This window comes from Serratia sp. CY43202, from assembly GCF_052168755.1.
Lineage (GTDB): Bacteria > Pseudomonadota > Gammaproteobacteria > Enterobacterales > Enterobacteriaceae > Serratia > Serratia bockelmannii.
In genome coordinates this window covers 256101-276404 of the sequence record NZ_JBJNMB010000007.1, presented here as the reverse complement: position 1 = coordinate 276404, position 20304 = coordinate 256101, and the positions used below count along the sequence as shown (strand labels likewise).

The 20304-nt window shown below is 59.7% G+C and carries 22 protein-coding genes; 14 read left to right on the top strand and 8 right to left on the bottom strand.

Annotated features, from left to right (window positions below; all coding sequences use genetic code 11):
• Positions 1 to 58: 58 nt before the first annotated feature.
• Together ACJ8J5_RS16725 and ACJ8J5_RS16720 are read left to right on the top strand one after the other, a co-directional pair.
• On the top strand, positions 59 to 1429 hold the full coding sequence (locus ACJ8J5_RS16725) for a GntP family transporter (protein WP_414104869.1): 1371 nt from the start codon (positions 59 to 61) through the stop codon (positions 1427 to 1429).
• Positions 1430 to 1492: 63 nt separating this feature from the next.
• Complete coding sequence (locus ACJ8J5_RS16720) at positions 1493 to 2023, top strand: GNAT family N-acetyltransferase (RefSeq protein WP_147822974.1); 531 nt, start codon at positions 1493 to 1495, stop codon at positions 2021 to 2023.
• Between the two features lie 4 nt (positions 2024 to 2027).
• On the opposite strand, the gene ACJ8J5_RS16715 is transcribed toward ACJ8J5_RS16720, so the two are convergent.
• On the bottom strand, positions 2028 to 2900 hold the full coding sequence (locus ACJ8J5_RS16715) for a LysR family transcriptional regulator (protein ID WP_043137104.1): 873 nt from the start codon (positions 2898 to 2900) through the stop codon (positions 2028 to 2030).
• Between the two features lie 91 nt (positions 2901 to 2991).
• Between ACJ8J5_RS16715 and ACJ8J5_RS16710 the strand changes: the two genes are divergently transcribed.
• Positions 2992 to 3975, top strand: a complete 984-nt coding sequence (locus ACJ8J5_RS16710; RefSeq protein ID WP_060432711.1) for a nitrilase family protein — start codon at positions 2992 to 2994, stop codon at positions 3973 to 3975.
• Positions 3976 to 4061: 86 nt separating this feature from the next.
• Here ACJ8J5_RS16710 and ompX read toward each other — a convergent pair whose 3' ends face one another.
• The gene (gene ompX, locus ACJ8J5_RS16705; RefSeq protein ID WP_019454480.1) at positions 4062 to 4580 is read right to left on the bottom strand and encodes an outer membrane protein OmpX; all 519 of its coding nucleotides are present in this window, start codon (positions 4578 to 4580) and stop codon (positions 4062 to 4064) included.
• A gap of 400 nt (positions 4581 to 4980) precedes the next feature.
• Here ompX and rhtA point away from each other — a divergent pair, with 400 nt between their 5' ends.
• Both rhtA and nanQ read left to right on the top strand, forming a co-directional pair.
• Positions 4981 to 5868 (top strand): threonine/homoserine exporter RhtA, encoded by an 888-nt coding sequence (rhtA, locus tag ACJ8J5_RS16700; protein ID WP_025302089.1) that lies wholly within the window; start codon positions 4981 to 4983, stop codon positions 5866 to 5868.
• A gap of 132 nt (positions 5869 to 6000) precedes the next feature.
• A complete protein-coding gene (nanQ, locus tag ACJ8J5_RS16695; protein WP_060432710.1) occupies positions 6001 to 6468 on the top strand; it encodes an N-acetylneuraminate anomerase in 468 nt (155 codons plus the stop codon).
• On the opposite strand, the gene ACJ8J5_RS16690 is transcribed toward nanQ, so the two are convergent.
• Entirely contained in the window at positions 6450 to 7001 is a 552-nt protein-coding gene (locus tag ACJ8J5_RS16690; protein WP_025302087.1) for an AAA family ATPase, read from the bottom strand. The genes nanQ and ACJ8J5_RS16690 overlap by 19 nt on opposite strands.
• Positions 7002 to 7357: 356 nt before the next feature.
• On the opposite strand from ACJ8J5_RS16690, the gene dps reads away from it, so the two are divergent.
• The 6 genes from dps (at position 7358) to ybiO (ending at position 13214) form a co-directional block, all read left to right on the top strand.
• On the top strand, positions 7358 to 7861 hold the full coding sequence (gene dps, locus ACJ8J5_RS16685) for a DNA starvation/stationary phase protection protein Dps (protein ID WP_025302086.1): 504 nt from the start codon (positions 7358 to 7360) through the stop codon (positions 7859 to 7861).
• Between the two features lie 142 nt (positions 7862 to 8003).
• Complete coding sequence (locus ACJ8J5_RS16680) at positions 8004 to 8270, top strand: DksA/TraR family C4-type zinc finger protein (RefSeq protein WP_049208895.1); 267 nt, start codon at positions 8004 to 8006, stop codon at positions 8268 to 8270.
• Positions 8271 to 8609: 339 nt separating this feature from the next.
• A complete protein-coding gene (gene glnH, locus ACJ8J5_RS16675) occupies positions 8610 to 9353 on the top strand; it encodes a glutamine ABC transporter substrate-binding protein GlnH (RefSeq protein WP_004939223.1) in 744 nt (247 codons plus the stop codon).
• A 103-nt stretch (positions 9354 to 9456) separates the two neighbouring features.
• Positions 9457 to 10116: a glutamine ABC transporter permease GlnP gene (gene glnP, locus ACJ8J5_RS16670; protein ID WP_019454487.1), complete on the top strand. Its 660-nt coding sequence runs from the start codon at positions 9457 to 9459 to the stop codon at positions 10114 to 10116.
• Entirely contained in the window at positions 10113 to 10835 is a 723-nt protein-coding gene (glnQ, locus tag ACJ8J5_RS16665) for a glutamine ABC transporter ATP-binding protein GlnQ (protein WP_004939230.1), read from the top strand. Before glnP ends, glnQ begins: the two co-directional genes overlap by 4 nt.
• Before the next feature lie 153 nt (positions 10836 to 10988).
• Positions 10989 to 13214, top strand: a complete 2226-nt coding sequence (ybiO, locus tag ACJ8J5_RS16660; RefSeq protein WP_414104870.1) for a mechanosensitive channel protein — start codon at positions 10989 to 10991, stop codon at positions 13212 to 13214.
• On the opposite strand, the gene ACJ8J5_RS16655 is transcribed toward ybiO, so the two are convergent.
• The 5 genes from ACJ8J5_RS16655 to rlmF all read right to left on the bottom strand — a co-directional run bounded on the left by ACJ8J5_RS16655 (position 13211) and on the right by rlmF (position 18175).
• Complete coding sequence (locus tag ACJ8J5_RS16655) at positions 13211 to 14221, bottom strand: alpha/beta hydrolase family protein (RefSeq protein WP_197769727.1); 1011 nt, start codon at positions 14219 to 14221, stop codon at positions 13211 to 13213. The genes ybiO and ACJ8J5_RS16655 overlap by 4 nt on opposite strands.
• Entirely contained in the window at positions 14209 to 14847 is a 639-nt protein-coding gene (locus ACJ8J5_RS16650) for a GNAT family N-acetyltransferase (RefSeq protein ID WP_414104871.1), read from the bottom strand. Before ACJ8J5_RS16650 ends, ACJ8J5_RS16655 begins: the two co-directional genes overlap by 13 nt.
• A gap of 11 nt (positions 14848 to 14858) precedes the next feature.
• Positions 14859 to 15428: a TetR/AcrR family transcriptional regulator gene (locus tag ACJ8J5_RS16645; RefSeq protein WP_060432707.1), complete on the bottom strand. Its 570-nt coding sequence runs from the start codon at positions 15426 to 15428 to the stop codon at positions 14859 to 14861.
• Positions 15429 to 15610: 182 nt separating this feature from the next.
• Positions 15611 to 16915 carry a methyl-accepting chemotaxis protein gene (locus ACJ8J5_RS16640; RefSeq protein WP_141997570.1) on the bottom strand — a complete coding sequence of 435 codons (1305 nt, stop codon included), beginning with the start codon at positions 16913 to 16915 and terminating at the stop codon, positions 15611 to 15613.
• Between the two features lie 294 nt (positions 16916 to 17209).
• Positions 17210 to 18175 carry a 23S rRNA (adenine(1618)-N(6))-methyltransferase RlmF gene (gene rlmF / locus ACJ8J5_RS16635; protein WP_173889061.1) on the bottom strand — a complete coding sequence of 322 codons (966 nt, stop codon included), beginning with the start codon at positions 18173 to 18175 and terminating at the stop codon, positions 17210 to 17212.
• Positions 18176 to 18293: 118 nt separating this feature from the next.
• On the opposite strand from rlmF, the gene ACJ8J5_RS16630 reads away from it, so the two are divergent.
• The 3 genes from ACJ8J5_RS16630 (at position 18294) to ACJ8J5_RS16620 (ending at position 20273) form a co-directional block, all read left to right on the top strand.
• On the top strand, positions 18294 to 18923 hold the full coding sequence (locus ACJ8J5_RS16630; RefSeq protein ID WP_046686671.1) for a flavin reductase family protein: 630 nt from the start codon (positions 18294 to 18296) through the stop codon (positions 18921 to 18923).
• A 167-nt stretch (positions 18924 to 19090) separates the two neighbouring features.
• Positions 19091 to 19351, top strand: a complete 261-nt coding sequence (bhsA, locus tag ACJ8J5_RS16625) for a multiple stress resistance protein BhsA (RefSeq protein WP_060432705.1) — start codon at positions 19091 to 19093, stop codon at positions 19349 to 19351.
• A 286-nt stretch (positions 19352 to 19637) separates the two neighbouring features.
• Positions 19638 to 20273, top strand: a complete 636-nt coding sequence (locus ACJ8J5_RS16620; RefSeq protein ID WP_025302076.1) for a carbonic anhydrase — start codon at positions 19638 to 19640, stop codon at positions 20271 to 20273.
• Positions 20274 to 20304: the final 31 nt, after the last annotated feature.

The window sequence follows — 20304 nt, the reverse complement described above, 5'->3', positions numbered from 1 at the left end:
ACCCGTATCGCCACGCGGCGATCGCGGTGCCAACGCTTACCCAACGAAAGGCTTTTTCATGTCTACCTCTCTGCTGTTGCTGATTGCCGTACTCGGCGTGGTGCTGCTGTTATTGATGGTGATTAAGGCGAAGGTGCAGCCCTTTGTCGCGCTGTTGGTGGTCAGTCTGCTGGTGGCGTTGGCCAGCGGCATTCCGACCGGTGAAGTGATGAAAGTAATGACCGCCGGGATGGGCGGCGTGCTCGGCTCGGTGACCATCATCATCGGTCTGGGGGCGATGCTCGGGCGCATGATCGAACACTCAGGCGGCGCCGAGTCGCTGGCGCAGAGCTTCAGCCAGGGGCTGGGGCCGAAACATACCGTCGCCGCGCTGACCCTCGCTGCATTTATCCTCGGCATTCCGGTGTTCTTCGACGTCGGCTTTATCATTCTGGCGCCGATTATTTACGGCTTCGCCAAGGTCGCCAAAGTGTCACCGCTGAAGTTCGGCCTGCCGATGGCCGGCGTGATGTTGACGGTACACGTCGCGCTACCGCCACACCCCGGCCCGGTCGCCGCCGCCGGCTTGCTCAACGCCGACATCGGTTGGCTGACCATCATCGGCCTCGCGATCTGTATCCCGGTCGGCGTGATCGGCTATTTCGCCGCCAACTACCTCAACCGCAAAACCTATCCATTATCGATAGAGGTGCTGGAACAGCTGCAGCTGGCGGCGCCGGAGCCGCGTCCGGAAGGGCAAGCGCCCCTCAGCGATCGCATCAACCCGCCTGGCGCCGGCCTGGTGGCGGCGCTGATCGTCATCCCGATCGCCATCATCATGCTCGGCACCGTCTCCGCCACGCTGTTGCCGGCAGGTTCGGCGCTGCGCGATGCGCTGTCTCTGCTGGGCTCGCCGGCGGTGGCGCTGATGATAGCCCTGCTGCTGGCCTTCTATTTCCTGGCGCTGCGCCGCGGCTGGAGCCTGCAACACGCCAGCGACGTGATGGGCGCCGCGCTGCCGACCGCCGCGGTGGTGATCCTGGTGACTGGCGCGGGCGGCGTGTTCGGCAAGGTGCTGGTGGAATCCGGCGTCGGCAAGGCGCTGGCCGAAGTACTGACGGCCATCGGCCTGCCGCTGGTACCCGCCGCCTTTATCATTTCGCTGGCGCTGCGCGCTTCACAGGGTTCCGCCACCGTGGCGATCCTGACCACCGGTGGTCTGTTGTCGGAAGCGGTCAGCGGGCTGAATCAGCTGCAGCTGGTGCTGGTGACGTTGGCGACCTGTTTTGGCGGGCTGGGGCTTTCCCACGTCAACGACTCCGGTTTTTGGATCGTCACGCGCTATTTGGGGCTGTCGGTGGCCGATGGCCTGAAGACCTGGACGGTGCTGACCACCCTGCTCGGTCTGAGCGGCTTTCTGTTCACCTGGCTATTGTGGCTGGCGGTGTGATTTCTCTGGCATACTGAACGCCGTTGTTTTTCATCGCCTTTCACCCTGTGCAGGAGCAGCAACATGACCGTAATCAACACCGCGCCAACGCTTGTCACCGAACGCCTGCGGCTGGACGCACACACGCTGGACGACTTCGACTCGCTGGCCGCTCTGTGGGCCGATCCGCTGGTGGTACGCTATATCGGCGGCACCCCGCGCGACCGGGAAGACTCCTGGGGGCGCCTGATGCGCTACGTCGGCCACTGGGCGCTGTTGGGGTACGGGTATTGGGCGGTGCGTGACAAACAGAGCGGCGAGTATCTCGGCAGCATCGGCTTCTCCAACTTCCTGCGCGACATCACCCCGGCGCTCGATGCGCCGGAGATGGGCTGGACGCTGGTGAGTTCGGCGCACGGCAAAGGCTATGCCACCGAGGCGCTGCGAGCGGCGCTGGCCTGGGGTAAGACGCACCTGCCGGGCGAGCAAACCGTCTGCATCATCTCGCCTGAAAACCAGGCTTCGCTGGCGTTGGCGAAAAAGGTCGGCTTCAGCGAAAGCCACCGCAGCGAGTATCACCAGAGCCCGATCGTGGTGATGCATTGCCCGCTTTGAATGCCTAAGCGCGTTGTACCGCCAACGCCGTCTGAATGAAGTTGTCCCGCAGCGCGTCGGTGCGCTGCGGATCCCAGGCGATACCGACCTGCCACTCCGTCTCCTCGCCGCTCAGCGGTAAAATGTCGATGCCGGCCGGCGCGATATGCGTGATGCTGTGCGGCAGCAGCGCGACGCCGACGCCGGCGGCGACCAGCGCCAACAACGTTTGGATATCACCGGCCTGCTGCACCACGTTCGGCGTCAACCGGTGAGCGGCGATAAACCGCAGCGACTGATCGCTCAGCCCGCGCCCGCGTTTCGGCGTCAACTGCAACAGCGGCAGCTGATTGAAACGCGCCATCAGGTCGTCGGCACGTAGCGCCAGCGCACCCGGCGCAGCCAGCACCAACCGATCGCTCAACAACGCGACGCCGCACAGTGGCGTATTGACCGGCAAGCGCACGAACCCCGCCTGCAACTCTCCCTGCAGCAACAGCTGATACTGCCGTTCGGACGGCAAGTCTTCCAGGCCGATCGCCACCTCGGGAAACCGTTGGCGAAAGGCGGCCACCAGCTGCGGCGCCAGATGAAAGCTGGAAAGGCCAAATCCCAGCGACAGCCGCCCCGCTTCCCCGAGCGCCACCCGCCGAGCGCGCTGCTGAAACTGCTGGTACTGCGCCACCAGCACCTGCGCCTCCGGGTAGAGCCGCTGCCCGCCGGCGGTGAGCACCGCCCCCTGTCGGCCACGCTCGAACAATCGAACGCCGAGCTGGGTTTCCAGCGCCTGAATTTGCTTGCTCAGCGCCGGTTGGCTGATGCATAGCCGGCTCGCCGCCTGACGATAGTTGCCCTGTTCGGCCAGCGCCACCAGGGCGCGCAGTTGTTTTATATCCATTCCATTAAGTTATCAAATAGGGAATTTAATTGATTATACAGTAATCAATTCGCCTGCTGTAATCAACGCAGACCCTAACCGGAGAGACACCATGACCATCTCATTACGCGCCGCCACGGTGCAATTCCAGCATCGCGCCAACGATAAAAATTACAACCTGTCGACCATGGAGCGCTTTATCGCTCAGGCGGCCGAGCAGCAGGTACAGCTGCTGGCCTTCCCGGAAATGTGCGTCACCGGCTATTGGCACGTGCGCCATCTGTCCGACGCCGAAGTGCGGGCGCTGGCGGAGCCGATCGTGAGCAGCCCTTCGCTGGCGCGCATTCGCCCGCTGGCTGAGCGTTACAACATGGCGATTGGCGTCGGGCTGATCGAGCTGGGCGATGATGGCCGGTGTTACAACGCCTATGCCGTTTGTCTGCCGGACGGCGAACTGCATGTGCACCGCAAACTGCACGCCTTCGAGCACCCGGCTATCGCCAGCGGCGACCGCTATACGGTGTTCGATACCCCCTGGGGCGTACGCGTGGGCGTATTGATCTGCTGGGACAACAATCTGGTGGAGAATGTGCGCGCAACGGCGCTGCTGGGCGCGGACGTGCTGATGGCCCCGCACCAGACCGGCGGCACCCATTCGCGCAGCCCGCACGGCATGAAGCCAATCCCGCAGGCGCTGTGGCAGCGGCGGGTGGAAGATCCGCAGGCGATAGAAGCCGCCTTTCGCGGCGAACACGGCCGCGGCTGGCTAATGCGCTGGCTGCCGTCGCGCGCTCACGACAACGGGCTGTTCTTGCTGTTCAGCAACGGCGTGGGCCGCGATGACGATGAAATACGCACCGGCAACGCGATGATCCTCGATCCTTACGGCCGCATCGTAGCGGAGACCTGGGCGGCGGAAGACCGGCTGGTCAGCGCCGATCTCGATCTGACGCTGATCCCGCTCAGCACCGGCCGCCGCTGGATTTACGGACGCCGCCCCGAGCTGTACGGGTTGTTGACCGAACCGCAAGGCTATGAACGCGATGCCCGCAGCGCGCGCTTTTCGACACAGCCGACGGGGCGCGGCAGCCGATAACAGATAAAAAAAATCCGCCCGGAGGCGGATTTTTTATCGGTGCGACAAAAGCTGCCGCAGGTTCATGCCCTCAGGCACGAACACACTTAGAAGCGGTAGCCTACGCCAACGTTCCAGGTGCCAACGTCAACGCTACGAATGCGGTTCTGCTCGTAACCGACATCCAGGGCAACGTTCTCGATTGGGTTGAACTGCAGACCGGCACCGTAGGTGAAGCCGTAGTCAGCGGTATCGTGACGAGAAGTACCGTTCTGAGCGTTGGTAGTGAATTTACCGTAACCCAGGCCAACCAGACCGTAGATGCTCGCCCAGTCATTGATGCGGTATGCTGGACCGGCAGAGATAGAGTTGTACTGAGCTTTGTTGTAGAAACCGTCCTGAGAACCGTCCTTTTCCAGGTGGGTAAAGGAACCGATTACGCCCAGTGGGTTGTTGTCGAACTCGTAACGGTATTTCAGGTTGAAACCGTCGGCCTTGTTAGCAACGCCTTGGAAATCACCCTGCGCATAGCCAGCGGATACGGTGCTCTGACCAGCGAATGCGGTACCTGCGCTAACTGCTAATACGCAAGCTGCTACTGCGGAAAGACATGCAATTTTTTTCATAACCACCTCAAACGCGTTTTATTATTAAGTACATCCATTTGTTCATGCTTTGAAAATATAACAAAAATTAGCGTGAAACTCTGCCTTGAAATGAGTGTCTAATGCTTTATATCGTGTAACAGAAGATTTCAAGAACAGTGTATCTGCTTATTTTCGCTCTATTTTCGGCCATATTCTACGGCTTTCTGTGACAAAAATCACCAATTTAATATCCAGATAATTCTTAAGAAAAAGCGCACTTTTTGACCAAATCCACCCCATCTCATCCGAGGATCGGTGGATTTCACCGCGATGCGCGCTTTTCTCAGACAGATTTTCGCCATTTCATTTACACTGCTCGCATCCCCGTTTCGACCGTTTTCTCAAGGCTGAGGAACGGCGCATAAAAGGCCCGTTAAGGATGTCGTTATCTACTTCCGGCAGAGCGCCCTCCGCGCTGCTGCCTATCTGTCTGTTAATCATCGCCATGGTGTCTATCCAGAGCGGTGCCTCGTTGGCCAAAAGCCTGTTCCCGATCGTGGGTGCGGAAGGCATTACGACGCTGCGTCTTTTCATCGGCACCCTGATTCTGTTCATTATCTTCCGCCCATGGCGTATGCGCATCGCCGCCGGCAGCCGCTTGCCGCTGCTGATTTACGGCCTGTCGCTCGGCGCGATGAATTACCTGTTCTACCTGTCGCTGCGCACCGTGCCGCTCGGCATCGCCGTGGCGCTGGAGTTTACTGGCCCGCTCGCGGTGGCCATGTTCTCCTCGCGGCGGCCGATCGACTTCCTCTGGGTGGCATTGGCGATCGCCGGATTATGGTTCCTGCTGCCGCTCGGCCACGGCGTGGGCGGGATAGACCCCTTCGGTGCCGCCTGCGCGCTCGGCGCCGGCGCCTGCTGGGCGGTCTATATCATCTTCGGCCAGAAGGCCGGCGGCGATCACGGCCCCGGCACGGTAGCGCTCGGCTCGCTGATCGCCGCGTTGGTGTTCTGCCCGATCGGCGCCTGGCAAACCGGCAGCGTGCTGTTCAACGTTGAGATTCTGCCGATAGCCCTGGCGGTAGCCATCCTCTCCACCGCGCTGCCTTATTCGCTGGAGATCATCGCGCTGCCCAAAATTCCGGCGCGCACCTTCGGCACCTTGATGAGCCTGGAACCGGCGATGGCGGCGTTATCCGGCATGCTGTTCCTCGGCGAACACCTGAGCGGCGTGCAATGGCTGGCGCTGGCGGCGATCATCGCCGCCTCCATGGGCTCCGCCCTCACCATTCGCCCCAAACCTCGCCTCGAAAGCCTTTCCTGATCGCCCGACCCGCCTGCAGACCGCAACGTCGGAATGCAGGCGGGTTAACTGTTTTCCTCGTGACAAGTCGGCATACTTCCCCTTAGCCTGTATCGCAGGCTCTTTGGACTTTCGCTCACATGGAGAATAACAGTGATTCACAACAGCCTGTTCAACCCACGCTTCGGCCGCGGACTCGCGCCGGCGCTGGTTTCAACCCTGACCGAGTTGCGCCGATGCGACCTGCCCGAACTGGCGCTGGGGCATCACCCGATAGACGGCGACAACATCTTTATGGACGTGATGACGCTGACCACCGCGCCGGCGGCGGAAAAGCGCGCCGAAATGCATCAGGAATACATCGCGCTGCATCTGCTGATCAGCGGTGAAGAGCGAATCGAATACGGCCTGGCGGGCAACGGGCATCGTGAACACCCCCACGCGGAAAATAGCGATCTGCTGCTGCTGGACATCAAACGCCACCCGCAAACGCTGCACATGACGCACGGTATGTTCGCGATCTTTTTCCAGATGGAACCGCACAAGACCGGCTGCCTGTGGCAGCGCCCGCAGCACATCAAGAAAGCGGTGGTGAGGATCCATCACCGCCTACTGCTGTGACCCTGCGGCAGCGCCCGTAGAAAATCGGCGGCCTGGCGGGGAGAGCGCAAGCGCTTGAAATGGCGCCCTACATCGGTACGGGCCATCTCCGCCAGGTATTTTCGCCGGTTCTTCGAGTAAGTGCGGATCGTCCACAACACGATCGACTCACGGCTGAAGAAAGAACGGCGGAAACTTTCACGATTGCCGGTGCCCGGCCACAGCTCACGTTTGCTGGCCGCGCGTCGGCACGCCCGGCGCACGGCCTGCCACAGCGTGCGGCAGAAGCCGTAGTCCAACCACAGGATATAATCGACTTCGCGCCACTTAATCGGTTGCGTGCGGCTGTAGTTGCCGTCCAGCACCCAGCCTCCTCCCGCTTCGGCCAGCGTCTGCTCTAACCGCGCCAGGAACGCGTCATCGGGCGTACCCTGCCACTCGGGCCGCCAATACAGGCTGTCCATCTCGATATAGGGAACGTCAAGCCGTTCCGCCAATTGACGCGCCAGGGTGCTTTTACCGCTGCCGCTGGTGCCGACGACGTTAATTTTCATCACTCGCCAATAAAAACTGGGATAATTCCCTTACTTTAACCGCATCAATTACGGCTATCAATCTGAATAGGCTTACAATTAACAGCACGATAACAATATGGATATTTAGTCGAATCAGCCTATCCGCAGAAAATAAGATAACAGGGATAAATCGTCACTAACCAAAACAATAACAAAAAAATAAAAATAGCAATTAAATTCATTGCATTACATAGAAACACAAACCAAATTAAAATATTGACATTAGACCAAGCCTATTTGTGCAATAGCCATTTTCGTACGGCAAAAATAAATACCCCTGCTATAATTGATCCCGTAACGAAATAGGACAACGACTAATCAAGAGGATATCTGATATGAGTACCGCTAAACTGGTGAAAACGAAATCTTCTGATCTGCTGTATACCCGTAACGATCTGGACGAAAAAGTCAAACTGGCCGCCATCAAGGCGCTGAACCATCAGGTCGTGCAATTTATCGATCTTTCGTTGATCACCAAACAGGCGCACTGGAACATGCGCGGTGCGAACTTCATCGCGGTTCATGAAATGCTGGACGGCTTCCGCACCGCCATCATCGAGCATCAGGACACCTTCGCCGAGCGCGTAGTGCAACTGGGCGGCGTGGCGCTGGGCACCGTACAGGTCGTTAACGATCAGACGCCGCTGAAAAGCTATCCGACCAATATCCACAGCGTGCAAGAACACCTGAAAGCGCTGGCCGATCGCTACGGCGCGGTGGCGAATGACATCCGTAAGGCCATTACCGAAGTGGAAGATGAAGACACCGCCGACATGTTCACCGCCGCATCGCGCGATCTGGACAAGTTCCTGTGGTTCATCGAATCCAATATCGAATAACGCCGCAACGCGTTGCAGACCGCCCGTCGTGCCGGGCAGAACAGGCTGGGCTTCGCCCGGCCTGTTTTCTTTTGCGCGGTCGTTGAATTGTGCAAAAAACGGCCCATATTAAACGGTAGAGTTCCCTTGTTAGGAGGTGATGATGGCCAGCGGCTGGGCGGCAGACGGCGCCGTACAAGATCAGATTGACTCCACCGTCGACGATGCGGTGCAGCGTGCGCGTGATGCGCTCGGGCATGGCGAGAGCGAACGCTATTGCCAGGAATGCGGAGAACCGATCCCCGAGGCGCGCCGCAAGGCGTTAACAGGCGTGCGTTTTTGTCTCGCCTGCCAGGCAGAACAAGACAAAAAACACGCGGCCAATAGCCTGTACAACCGGCGCGGCAGCAAAGACAGCCAGTTGCGTTAGCATTATCTGCTCCCCTTTTTCTCCTCTCGCGGCCCCCGCTTGCACCGTCGGTGCATCATGAAAGTTAGAGTTAGTTATCAATATTGAAGCAAAAACGTTAAAGAACGGTTGTTTCACAGCCAAAATTTGGTTAATGATAGCCCCGTGCACCAAGATAATTCTTACGCACCATTTCGGTGCCTCATTGTGGTGCACAACCATAACAATTCGCCTTTTCGGCACAACATCACGAAGTAACTCTTTGTTTTTATAGTAGTTGAAAACATGGCACGATTTTTTCATGGCACCAACTGCAATATAAAAAATGGGTAATCCGCAACCTGTACAGGAATTCCTCTCATGAAGTCGATTTTTAAAGTCTCCCTGGCCGCACTCTCTCTGGCCTTTGCCGTAAGTTCCCACGCAGCAGACAAACTGGTGGTTGCCACCGACACCGCTTTCGTTCCTTTTGAGTTCAAACAAGGCGACAAATACGTCGGCTTCGACATCGATCTGTGGGCGGCTGTCGCCAAAGAGCTGAAGCTGGACTACACCCTGAAACCGATGGACTTCGGCGGCATCATTCCGGCGCTGCAGACCAAAAACGTCGATCTGGCGCTGGCCGGCATCACCATCACCGATGAGCGCAAGAAAGCTATCGACTTCTCCGATGGCTACTACAAGAGCGGCCTGCTGGTAATGGTCAACGCCGACAACAACAGCGTGAAAAGCATCGACGATCTAAATGGTAAAGTGGTGGCGGTGAAGAGCGGCACCGGTTCGGTGGATTACGCCAAGCAGCACATCAAAACCAAGGATCTGCGTCAGTTCCCTAACATCGACAACGCCTACATGGAGCTGGGCACCAAGCGCGCCGATGCGGTGCTGCACGACACGCCAAACATCCTATACTTCATCAAGACGGCCGGCGCCGGCAAGTTCAAAACCGTCGGCGATTCGCTGGAAGCGCAGCAGTATGGCATCGCCTTCCCTAAAGGCAGCGACGAGCTGCGCGAGAAGGTGAACGGCGCGCTGAAAACCCTGCGCGAGAACGGCACCTATAACGAAATCTACAAGAAGTGGTTCGGTACCGAACCTAAGTAAGCTGTGAATTTGGCAAGCTATTAACTTAAGCACAGGGGGTCGCTTAACCCCCTGCGCTTCGTTGTATCTGATACCCACGTTTGGGATCACCGGGAGAAATATCATGCAGTTCGACTGGAGCGCCATCTGGCCCGCCATTCCTATCTTGTTAGAGGGCGCCAAAATGACCCTGTGGATTTCGGTCCTCGGTCTGATTGGCGGCCTGATCATCGGCCTCGTCGCCGGCTTTGCCCGCACCTACGGCGGATGGATCGCCAACCACATCGCGTTGGTGTTTATCGAAGTGATCCGCGGCACGCCGATCGTGGTACAGGTGATGTTCATCTACTTCGCCCTGCCGATGGCATTTAGCGACTTGCGTATCGATCCGTTCACCGCGGCAGTGGTGACCATCATGATCAACTCCGGCGCTTACATCGCGGAAATCACCCGCGGCGCGGTGCTGTCGATTCATAACGGTTTCCGCGAAGCCGGCCTGGCGCTCGGCCTGTCGCGCCGCGAAACCATCCGCTACGTCATTATGCCGCTGGCGCTGCGTCGCATGCTGCCGCCGCTGGGCAACCAGTGGATCATCAGCATCAAAGACACCTCGCTGTTCATCGTGATCGGCGTGGCGGAGCTGACCCGTCAGGGTCAGGAAATTATTGCCGGTAACTTCCGCGCGCTGGAAATCTGGAGCGCCGTGGCGGTTATCTACCTGATTATTACCCTGGTGCTGAGCTTCGTGCTGCGTCGTCTGGAAAGAAGGATGAAAATCCTGTGATTGAATTTAAAAACGTCTCCAAGCATTTTGGCCAAACCCAGGTGCTGCACAACATCGATTTGAAGATCGACAAAGGCGAAGTGGTGGTGATCATCGGGCCATCCGGCTCTGGCAAATCCACCCTGCTGCGCTGCATCAACAAGCTGGAAGAGGTGACCAGCGGCGATCTGATCGTCGATGGCCTAAAAGCCAACGATCCGAAAGTGGACGATCGGTTGATCCGCCAGGAAGCCGGCATGGTATTCCAGCAGTTCTACCTATTCCCGCACCTGACGGCGCTGGAAAACGTCGCCTTTGGCCCGATCCGCGTGCGCGGCGCGAAGAAGTCCGATGCGGAAAAGCTGGCGCGCGAGCTGCTGGCTAAGGTCGGTTTGGCGGAGCGCGCCCACCACTACCCGTCCGAACTGTCGGGCGGCCAGCAGCAGCGCGTGGCCATTGCGCGCGCGCTGGCGGTGAAGCCGAAAATGATGCTGTTCGACGAGCCGACCTCTGCGCTCGATCCGGAGCTGCGCCACGAAGTGCTGAAGGTGATGCAGGATCTGGCCGAGGAAGGCATGACGATGGTCATCGTCACCCACGAAGTCGGCTTTGCCGAAAAAGTGGCGTCGCGCCTGATCTTTATCGATAAGGGCCGGATTGCCGAAGACGGCAACCCGCACGACCTGATCAACCATCCGCCAAGCCCGCGTCTGCAGGAGTTCCTGCAGCACGTTTCCTGATCCTGGCGGTTTAACGGCGGGCGCGCCACGCGCCCGCCGCTTTCATTCCGCACGCGTTCCCACGCCCCATCGCGTTTCCTTTCCTACTATATTCATTGTTTTCATCGTATTGCTCTGACATCCGCCGATCACAGAACGCCAAAGAGAGGAACAATGCCGCCAAACGCATACTCCCGACGAGGTTCTCATCTGCGAGAACACCTGCTTTTCCTGCTGCTGTTGCTGACCTTGAGCGTCTTCGCACCACCGGCGCTGGCGCAAAACGCGCCGCCTGCGCCCGCCGACAAGAGCGAGCAGCAGAAGGCCGCCTACGCCGCGCTGGCCGATCTGCTGCAAGACGACAAAGCGCGCGCGGAACTCATCAATCACCTGAAACAGACCGCCGGCGACGCCCCCGCCGCAGCGCCGGCAACGTCGGAGGAATCGACGCCAGCCACGCTGAGCGACAGCCTGAACTCGCTGGCGCAGGAAGGCATCGGCACCTTTAACCAGAAGCTCGGCGCGCTGCAAAAGCTGATCGACTCCGGCCCGAAGCGCGTTTTCAATCCCGCCGGCTTTTTCCGCGCGCTGGGCTACTTTCTGCTGACGGTGGCGGTCACCTTTGCGCTGTTCCACCTGATCCGGCGGTTGATCGCGCCGCTGTACAAACGCATGGGCAGTTGGGGGCACAATGCGCGGCTGCAGCGCGGCCCGTGGTATAAGCGCCCCGCCGCCATTCTCGGCGCTTTCGCCGTCGATCTGCTGGTGCTGCTGCTGGCGCTGGCGGCGGGCAATCTGTTCGCCCACCACGTCCACGCCGACAGCGCCACCATTCTGCGGCTGCAGACCCTGTTTCTCAGCGCCTTCGCGGTGATTGAATTTTTCAAGGCGGTGCTGCGGCTGATTTTCGCCCCTAACTTCGACTACCTGCGTCCCTTCCCCTTCAGCGACCGGAGCGCACGCTACTGGAACACGCGCCTCGCCTGGCTCAGCGGGCTGATCGGCTACGGTCTGATGGTGGTGGTGCCGGTGGTGGCGGTACAAATAAGCTACCCGGCCGCCGCCGCCGTCAACCTGGTGGTGATGCTGGCGCTGACGCTGTACGCCATTTGGCTGATCCTGCACAACCGCAAACCGATACAGCAACAGATCAACCTGCTGGCCGAACGGTCGATGGCGTTTTTCAGCGTGATCCTGCGCGGCCTGGGGCATATCTGGCACCTGCTGGCGATCGCCTATTTTCTGGTGTTGTTCGTGCTGTCCCAGTTCGACATCGGCAACAGCCTGCGCTTTATGATGAGCGCCACGGTGAAAAGCCTGCTGGTGGTCGGCGTCGGCGCCCTGCTGTCCGGCATGCTGACCCGCTGGATTTTCCGCCGCATTTCGCTGCCGACCGACGTCAATCTGCGCTATCCGATGCTCGAGCGGCGCATCAACTCCTACATCCCCAACGGGTTGAAGATACTGCGGGTGATGGTGGTGCTGGCGGTGACGCTGTTTCTGCTCGACGCCTGGCACCTGATCAACCTGTACCAGTGGGCGGGCAGCGAAAATGGCCAGCGGACGCTCGGCGGGCTGGTGCATATCCTGCTGATCCTGCTGATCGCCGTCTTCAGTTGGACGCTGATGGCCAGCATCATCGAACACCGCCTGGCGCTGGAACTGAGCAACGGCGTGCGGCCGAGCGCGCGTGAACGCACGCTGCTGACGCTGTTTCGCAACGTGCTGGCTATCGTTATCAGCACCATTACCGTGATGATCGTACTGTCGCAGGTCGGGCTGAACATCGCGCCGCTGCTGGCGGGCGCCGGTGCGCTGGGGCTGGCCATCAGCTTCGGCGCCCAGACGCTGGTGAAAGACGTGATCACCGGCGTGTTCATCCAGTTCGAAAACGGCATGAACACCGGCGAATACGTCACCGTCAGCGGCATCACCGGCACCGTGGAGCGCATGACCATCCGCTCGATCGGCCTGCGCGACGACTACGGCGTCTATCACATCGTGCCGTACTCTTCGATCACCACGCTGGCCAACTATGCGCGTGAGTTCGGGGTGTATCGCGCCAACTACACCGTCAGCCGCGACGAGGACATCGATCGGGTCAATGAGGTGCTGCATCAGGCCATCGCGGCGCTGAAGCAGGATGAACAGGTGAAGCATTTCCTGATTGGCGAGCCGGTCTTCAATGGCGTGGTGGCGCTGGGTGACCACTCGTTCACCACCCGCGTGACGGTGCGCACGCTGGCGCTGAAACAGTGGGTGGTGCAATACGCCCTCGATCGGCTGGTGAAAATCCATTTCGATCGGGCCGGCATCGGCATGCCGCAGCAGGCGATGCAAATCTCCCGCGCGCCGCAGCCGCACGAAGAACAGGCACCGCCCGCGGCTCCCGGCGGTTAGCGCCCCCTGCCGCAGGGCTGGGCGGCCAGGAAGCCCGCCACATCCTGCCGGTAGGTATCGTATTGCACCGAGCGCGGGGCAAACAGCCCCACCACGTTGATCAGCCACGGATGGCGGGCGAACAGCGGTTTAATCATCACGTGGTCGGCTTCGTCGATGCGCGTCACGGTCAACAGCGAGGCCGGGATCGTTTGCCGATACACACGTTCGGTTTCGTCCACGTCCACGTTGACGTCGCGCCCACCCAGGATCAGGTGCACCGGCGTGGTGAAATTTCGCAATCCCGCCGTCGCGTCGCTGGCCATGTTGACGCGAATAAAGCGCCAGCGGTCGGCGCTCAATGCGGCGGCGGCGCCAGACTCGCGGCGGTACTGCGCATAGCCGTCCGGTTGTTCGAGCAGCGTTTGGATATGGCGCCAATACGCCTCGCGCGCCTGGATCTGCGTTTCATCATCCCCCGCCGCCACCATCGCCGCCCGGGTGTTATAGCGCCCCTGTCGCAGCCAGTTGATCGCCGGCGCCAGCGCCAGCGTGAAGGCGATGTCGGGGCGCAAACGCGCCACCTCCGGCATCACCCACCCCGCCTGGCTGGTGCCCCACAGCCCCACGCAGCGCGCATCGAAGCGCCCGTCCCGCCGGGCCCAGTCGATGATATCGGCGGTTTCCCGGGCGCGATCCGCCATGGTCTGATGCAGCCAGTTGCCGCCGGAGCCGCCAACGCCCGGCTTGTCGAAGGATAAAACCGCGTAGCCCTGCTGCGCCATCGCCTCCCAAATGCCGTAATAGCCTTCGTCGCGGCTGGCGTTAGCCGGCCCATCGCCGTGCACGAACACCACGACGCCGGGCTTGACCGGCGCATGCTGCGGCAACACCAGCGTGCCGGTCAGCCGGTTGCCGCCGGCGGTCACCGTGACCGGTTCGGTGACGAAGCGAAAGTCGTTGACGAAAATGACCCAGCCGAGCGCCAACAGAAGCAGCGCCACGCTGCACAGTCCTATTTTGCGCACGTCGCCTCCCCGTTGCGTTTCTCCATCAATATCCAATCGGCCTGGCCGAACAGTAAGCCCAGCGAGGCGTAATGCTCTTCGCGCCGCACCTGAAAGCCGCAGCGCCGGTACAGACGCTGCGCATCCACGTTGCGCCGGCTGACGTGCAGGCTCAGACGCCGGCCTGTGCCTTGTTCGGCGGCGTAGTCGTTCATCCACTGCAGCAGCCGCCTGCCCACCCCTTTACCGCGCTGGTTCTCGGCCACCGCCAGGTAAGAGAGATACAGCTCACCGGCCGCCGGAGTGTGCTGCAGCACCGCAATTTGCAGATACATGCGCCAAACGTTCAGCCAGCCATAGCGGCGGCACAGCCGCCAAATCGGCAAGGTGCGCGGACGCAGCCCGACGTTGTTCTCGCCAGCGGCCGCATGGAGCGCAAAGGCCGCCACCACCTGTTCATCTTGCTTCACCACGAAGCTGCGCTCCCGGCTGCCGCTTTGCTGCCAACTCCACAGCCGATAGAACAGACGCCACTGAAGGCGGGCGCTGAGACGGCGCGCGCGCTGAAACTTGTCGCTGAACGCGGCGTAGATCAGCGCCGCCGTTTGCAGGCGATCAGCGTCGTGATAAGGATCAATATGCAACATATCAACCTCGTCTAGGGTTGGCGGTAGAGCAACTGCTCCAACAGCCGCACCGGCGCGGTCTCCTCCGGCGCAGGCGACGCAAAGATCGCCTGCCGCCAGGCCTGGCTTTCGATCACGTCCAGCACCAGCTGCGCGAGCGGTAACGGCGCTATCGCCGCCGCGATCTCACCGGTTTGCTGAGCGTCGGCGATCGTCGTCGCCAGCGCCTCAATCAGTTGCCGCTGGTTGGCGCTGAACGGCTCGGCCAACGCCGGGTTGCGTGCCACCTCCGCCACGATCTCCGCCGACAGTTGCACATTGGCCGGCTCGGCGACAAAGGCGTGATAGGCGGTGAAAAAGGCCGACAGCGCCTGTTTCGGCCGCGTTCTGTCGGCCCGCAATCCGGCGGCGAACTCGGCGAATATGCCGTTTTCCAGCAGCGCAATTTCGCCGATCAACGCCTCCTTGCCGGAAAAATGGTTATAGAGGTTGCCGACGCTGACGCCCGCTGCCTGCGCGATATCTCGCATGCTGGTCTGGTGAAATCCCTTATGGGTAAAGCTGTGCAGCGCGGCCTCGACAATCTTTTCTCGATTTCCCATCGTCAGCTCCCGAAACGGTGAAGGGGCGCCTGGCGCCACAAATTGACATCAACAAATGAACGAACGTTCGTTCATTTTCAAGTCTAGCATAGACCGATAAAATTGAACCGCAGCTCAACGGCGCAGGAATCGGTAGGAAGAGGCAAACGCCGCCCCGCTTTTAGGGGCGGCGCCCGGCACACTCAGTGCAGCGCGTCGCCCTGCTTCACTGACGTAAATGCTTGCATCAGCTTCACGACGTCGTGCATGCCGATGTTGACCTGGTTGATCACTTCTCCGGCGTCATGGGTCAATGCCACGCCGCCGCCAGCCTGTTCCACACAGGTCGCCATGCCGGCGATCGCCGCCGCTACGCCCTGCTGGATAGACTTGGTCATGCGTTCGATCTCGGTCGCCGCCTTGCGCGACTGCTCCGCCAGCGTGCGCACTTCGTTGGCCACCACGGCAAAACCGCGCCCGTGCTCACCGGCGTGGGCGGCTTCGATGGAGGCGTTAATCGCCAGCAGGTTGGTTTGGGAGGCGATTTTACGAATGGCTTCGACGATGGTGCCGATCTGCTGAGAGCACTTACCGAGCTCGGTGACCACGTCCGACGTTTCGCGCGCCGCCGCTTCGACCTGCTGCATGCCCTTCACCGCCTGCTGTACGATGACCGCACCCTGCGCCGCCTGCCGATCGGTGTCAAGCGACAGATGATGCGCGTTACGCACCATCTCTTCTTCGTGCTGCTGCTGTTGCATCAGCCGGGTGATGTCCTGGGCGATCTTCACCACTTTCACCACCTGGCCGTCGTTGTCGAGGATCGGGTTATAGCTGGCCTCCAGCCATACCCGTTCACCGCGCCGGTTGACGCGCTCAAAACGCCCGGTGATGAACTCGCCGCGCGCCAGGCGCTGCCAATGCCGCCGATAATCGTCGGAAGCGGCGAACTCCGGCGGGCACAGCACCGCATGCGACTGCCCACACGCCTCTTCAAGCCGATAGCCCATCAGCGCCAACATATTGTCGTTGGCGCTGACAATGGTGCCCTGCGGCGTGAAAGCGATCATCGCCATCGATCGATTCAGCGCCGCCAGCAGGCTGCGGTGCTCCTGCGCCTGAGTCACTCGCTCGGTCACTTCGCTGGCGATCTTGACGATTTCCACTACCTTACCCTGTTTATTCAGCACCGGCGCATAGGTGCCCTGCAGCCATACCGCCTCGCCGTTTTTCGCGATGCGCTTTATGGTGTCCGTGATGGGCTGGCCTTTATTCAGCGTCTCCCAATGCTTACGATATAACGGGCTGGCGACATAGTTCGGATCGCAGAAAATACGGTGATGCTGACCTATCACGTCATCGCGTTGAAATCCCAGCGTGCTGAGGAAGAGATCGTTGGCGCGCAAGACCGTGCCGTCAGGCGAGAATACGATCATCGGAACGGCGTGTTCTATCGCGCTCAGTTCGGCGCCTTTGTGGGTAGTTAACTGACTGAATCGTAACAGCATAAGGTGTAGTCCTTGTGGCAGATGATGGCGCTTTTCTTATTTTTTCTGGCCACATGCCGCGCCCACACGCAGACGTGCCATCGCGGAAGGAACGGGCAGCGCCGATCCTTCTGGTTATTGCTCTTAACCGGATTAAATTTATTTATTCAGTAAAGTAATTATTCGAATTTAAATAAACCAACAACCTAAGATTTTTATTATCAAAACTGTATTGAGAATAACGTAAGTGATGAAAATTGAAAGGTAAAATGCGGTTTTTTGTCGGCGCCGGCAGGATAACCGGCGCCGGAAGGATTAACGCCAGCGTTCGGCTGCCCAGGTGGCCTGTTGCTCGGCGTCGTGGAAGGTCCAGGCGACGAAGCGGCTGATCTTCTGCCCTTGCGCCATCTCGATGGTGCGCACCTCGGCCGCGCCCGCCACCTTCAGCGCATGATAAATGGCCGGCAGCGTGGTGTTTTTCGAGATGAGCGAAGTGAACCACAGGCAGTTGTTGGCCTTGCTGACGCTCTCTTCCACCATCTTGCGCACAAAGGCTTCTTCGCCGCCTTCGCACCACAGCTCGTTGTTCTTGCCGCCGAAGTTTTGCACCGGCTTGTCGGCCACTTCCCCTTTGCCCAATTTATGCAGCTTGCGGCGGGTGCTGGCGCGCGCTTCCTGCTCGGACGCGTGGAACGGCGGGTTGCACAGGGTGGCGTCGAATTTCTCGGCCGCGCCGATGATGCCGCTAAAAATCAGCTCAGGCTGTTTTTGCAGCCGCAGACGCACGCTATTGCGCAGTGTCGGGTTCATCTCGACGATCATCTTGGCCGCGTTGAGCGACACCGGATCGATTTCAGACCCGGTGAAACGCCAGCCGTATTCGCGCAGGCCGACGATCGGGTAGATGCAGTTGGCGCCGACGCCGACGTCGAGGATCGCCACGCCCTTGCCGCGCGGGATCTCGCCGCCGTTGCTGGTCGCCAGCAGATCCGCCAGGTGGTGCAGATAGTCGGCGCGGCCGGGGATCGGCGGGCACAGGTAGTCCGCCGGAATATCCCAGTGTTCGATGCCGTAAAAGTGTTGCAGCAACGCACGGTTGAGCATTTTCACCGCCGCCGGATCGGCGAAATCCACCGAGACATCGCCCCAGGCGTTCGGTTTCACGAACGGCGCCAGCGCCGGGCAGCTGGCGATCAGCGCCGGGAAGTCGTAGCGCGAACGATGACGGTTGCGCGGGTGCAGGCCGCTTTTCTGCTGCGGGAAGGTTTTCTTTTTTTCCACCGTGACGGGCTCTCTTGAAGGGATTTCCGGCGCGTAAGATAACACATCCGGCCCGCAATGGCGCAGCGGCGGGAAACCCGGCACAATGAAAGCTTCATCGATTGCCACAGGGTCCCCCATGAGCCGTGAATCTCGCTATTATTATGAACCCGCCGCCGGCCACGGCCTGCCGCACGATCCGCTGAACGCCATCGTCGGCCCGCGCCCCATCGGCTGGATCTCTTCCCGCAGCGCCGCTGGCTTGCGTAATCTGGCGCCCTACAGCTTTTTCAACTGCTTCAACTACCGCCCACCGATCATCGGTTTCGCCAGCACCGGCTGGAAAGACAGCGTGGCGAATATCGTGGAAACCGGCGAGTTCGTTTGGAACCTGGCGACGCGCCCGTTAGCGGAAGCGATGAACAACAGTTCCATCACCCTGCCGCGCGGTGAGGACGAATTCGCCTTCGCCGGCGTCACGCCGCTGCCCGGGCGCCGGGTCAAAGCCGAGCGCGTGGCCGAAAGCCCGGTGAACTTCGAATGCCGGCTGACCCAATGCATCCAACTGCAAACCGCCGCCGGGGAACAGGTGGAGACCTGGCTGGTGTTGGGCGAGGTGGTGGCGGTGCATCTCGATCCGGCGCTGCTGGATGAACACGGCGTCTACCAGACCGCCGCCGCCGAACCTATCCTGCGCGCCGGCGGCCCGACCGCCTACTACGGCATTTCCGAACAGCACCGTTTCGATCTGACGCGCCCGACACGCTGATCGTTTCCCCCGTTTAGGCAGAAGATAAACGGGGGAATTAATAATCAAAAAAATTGAATAAAACTATCAACACTCTCCGATTTCATCCCGCCTGTCACTGCGCAATAATCCTCCCATCGAAAGGCAAACCCCTTTCTCCCTAATTGACTTTGACAGGAATGACGAACATGAAAACCATCAAAACTTTTGCTGCCGCTATCGCCCTGGCCACCGTTTCTTTCACTACTTTCGCCGCTGAACACGTCAGCGCCCAGGATGCCGCCCAATTCGAAAAAGCCGGCGTGATCGTCGCCAGCGGTGCCACCGACCTGAGTAGCCTGACCTCTCAGCTGGCCGCCAAAGCCGATGCGGCGGGTGCCAAAGCTTTCACCATCACCTCTACCAGCGGCAATAACCTGATGCACGCCACCGCGGTTATCTACAAATAATCGCCGCCCCAGACGTCAAAAAGCCCGCCGGATATCATCCCGGCGGGCTTTTTTTATGTTCGCGTACGTCAGCGCTGAATGGGTACGACAGCAATTTTCCTATCGTCCGCTTTGTCAGCAACCCACGCGTCAACGACCCGGAAAATACCGTCGCCAACAGGCAGAAACCCTTTATTTTATGGGGTTTGCAGGCAGTTAAGCACACATTTTTTTACCACCCCATTGCTGGACTAACGGGAGAGGATGATTATCATGTTACGCAGACTACAGATGCAGAGAGCGTTGTATGCAACATATCATTGAAGGTTTCCTCAGTTTCCAGAAAGAGATTTTCCCGCAGCGTAAGGAACTCTTTCGCAGCCTGGCCTCCAGCCAAAATCCTAAAGCGCTTTTCATCTCCTGTTCTGACAGCCGTCTGGTGCCCGAGCTGGTGACGCAGCAAGAGCCTGGGCAGCTTTTCGTTATCCGTAACGCCGGTAACATCGTCCCTTCCTTTGGCCCGGAGCCGGGTGGGGTTTCTGCGACTATCGAATACGCGGTGGTGGCGCTGGGCGTGACTGATATCGTGATTTGTGGCCACTCGAACTGTGGCGCCATGAAGGCTATCGCATCCTGTCAGTGCCTCGATCCCATGCCTGCCGTTGCCCACTGGCTGCACTACGCGGATGCGGCCAAAGCGGTGGTCGAGAAGAAAACCTGGGATAGCGAAACAGACAAAGTGAACGCTATGGTGGAAGAAAACGTCATAGCCCAGCTAAATAATATCAAAACCCACCCTTCTGTGGCGGTGGGTCTGCGCAACAGTGGGCTGCGCCTACACGGCTGGGTATACGACATCGAAAGCGGCGAAATTCGCACGCTGGATAGAAACACCAAGAGCTTCGTGTCTCTGGCCGATAATCCCGACGTCTATTTCGAATAAAATAACGCCCGGTTTTTATCATTAAATAAAA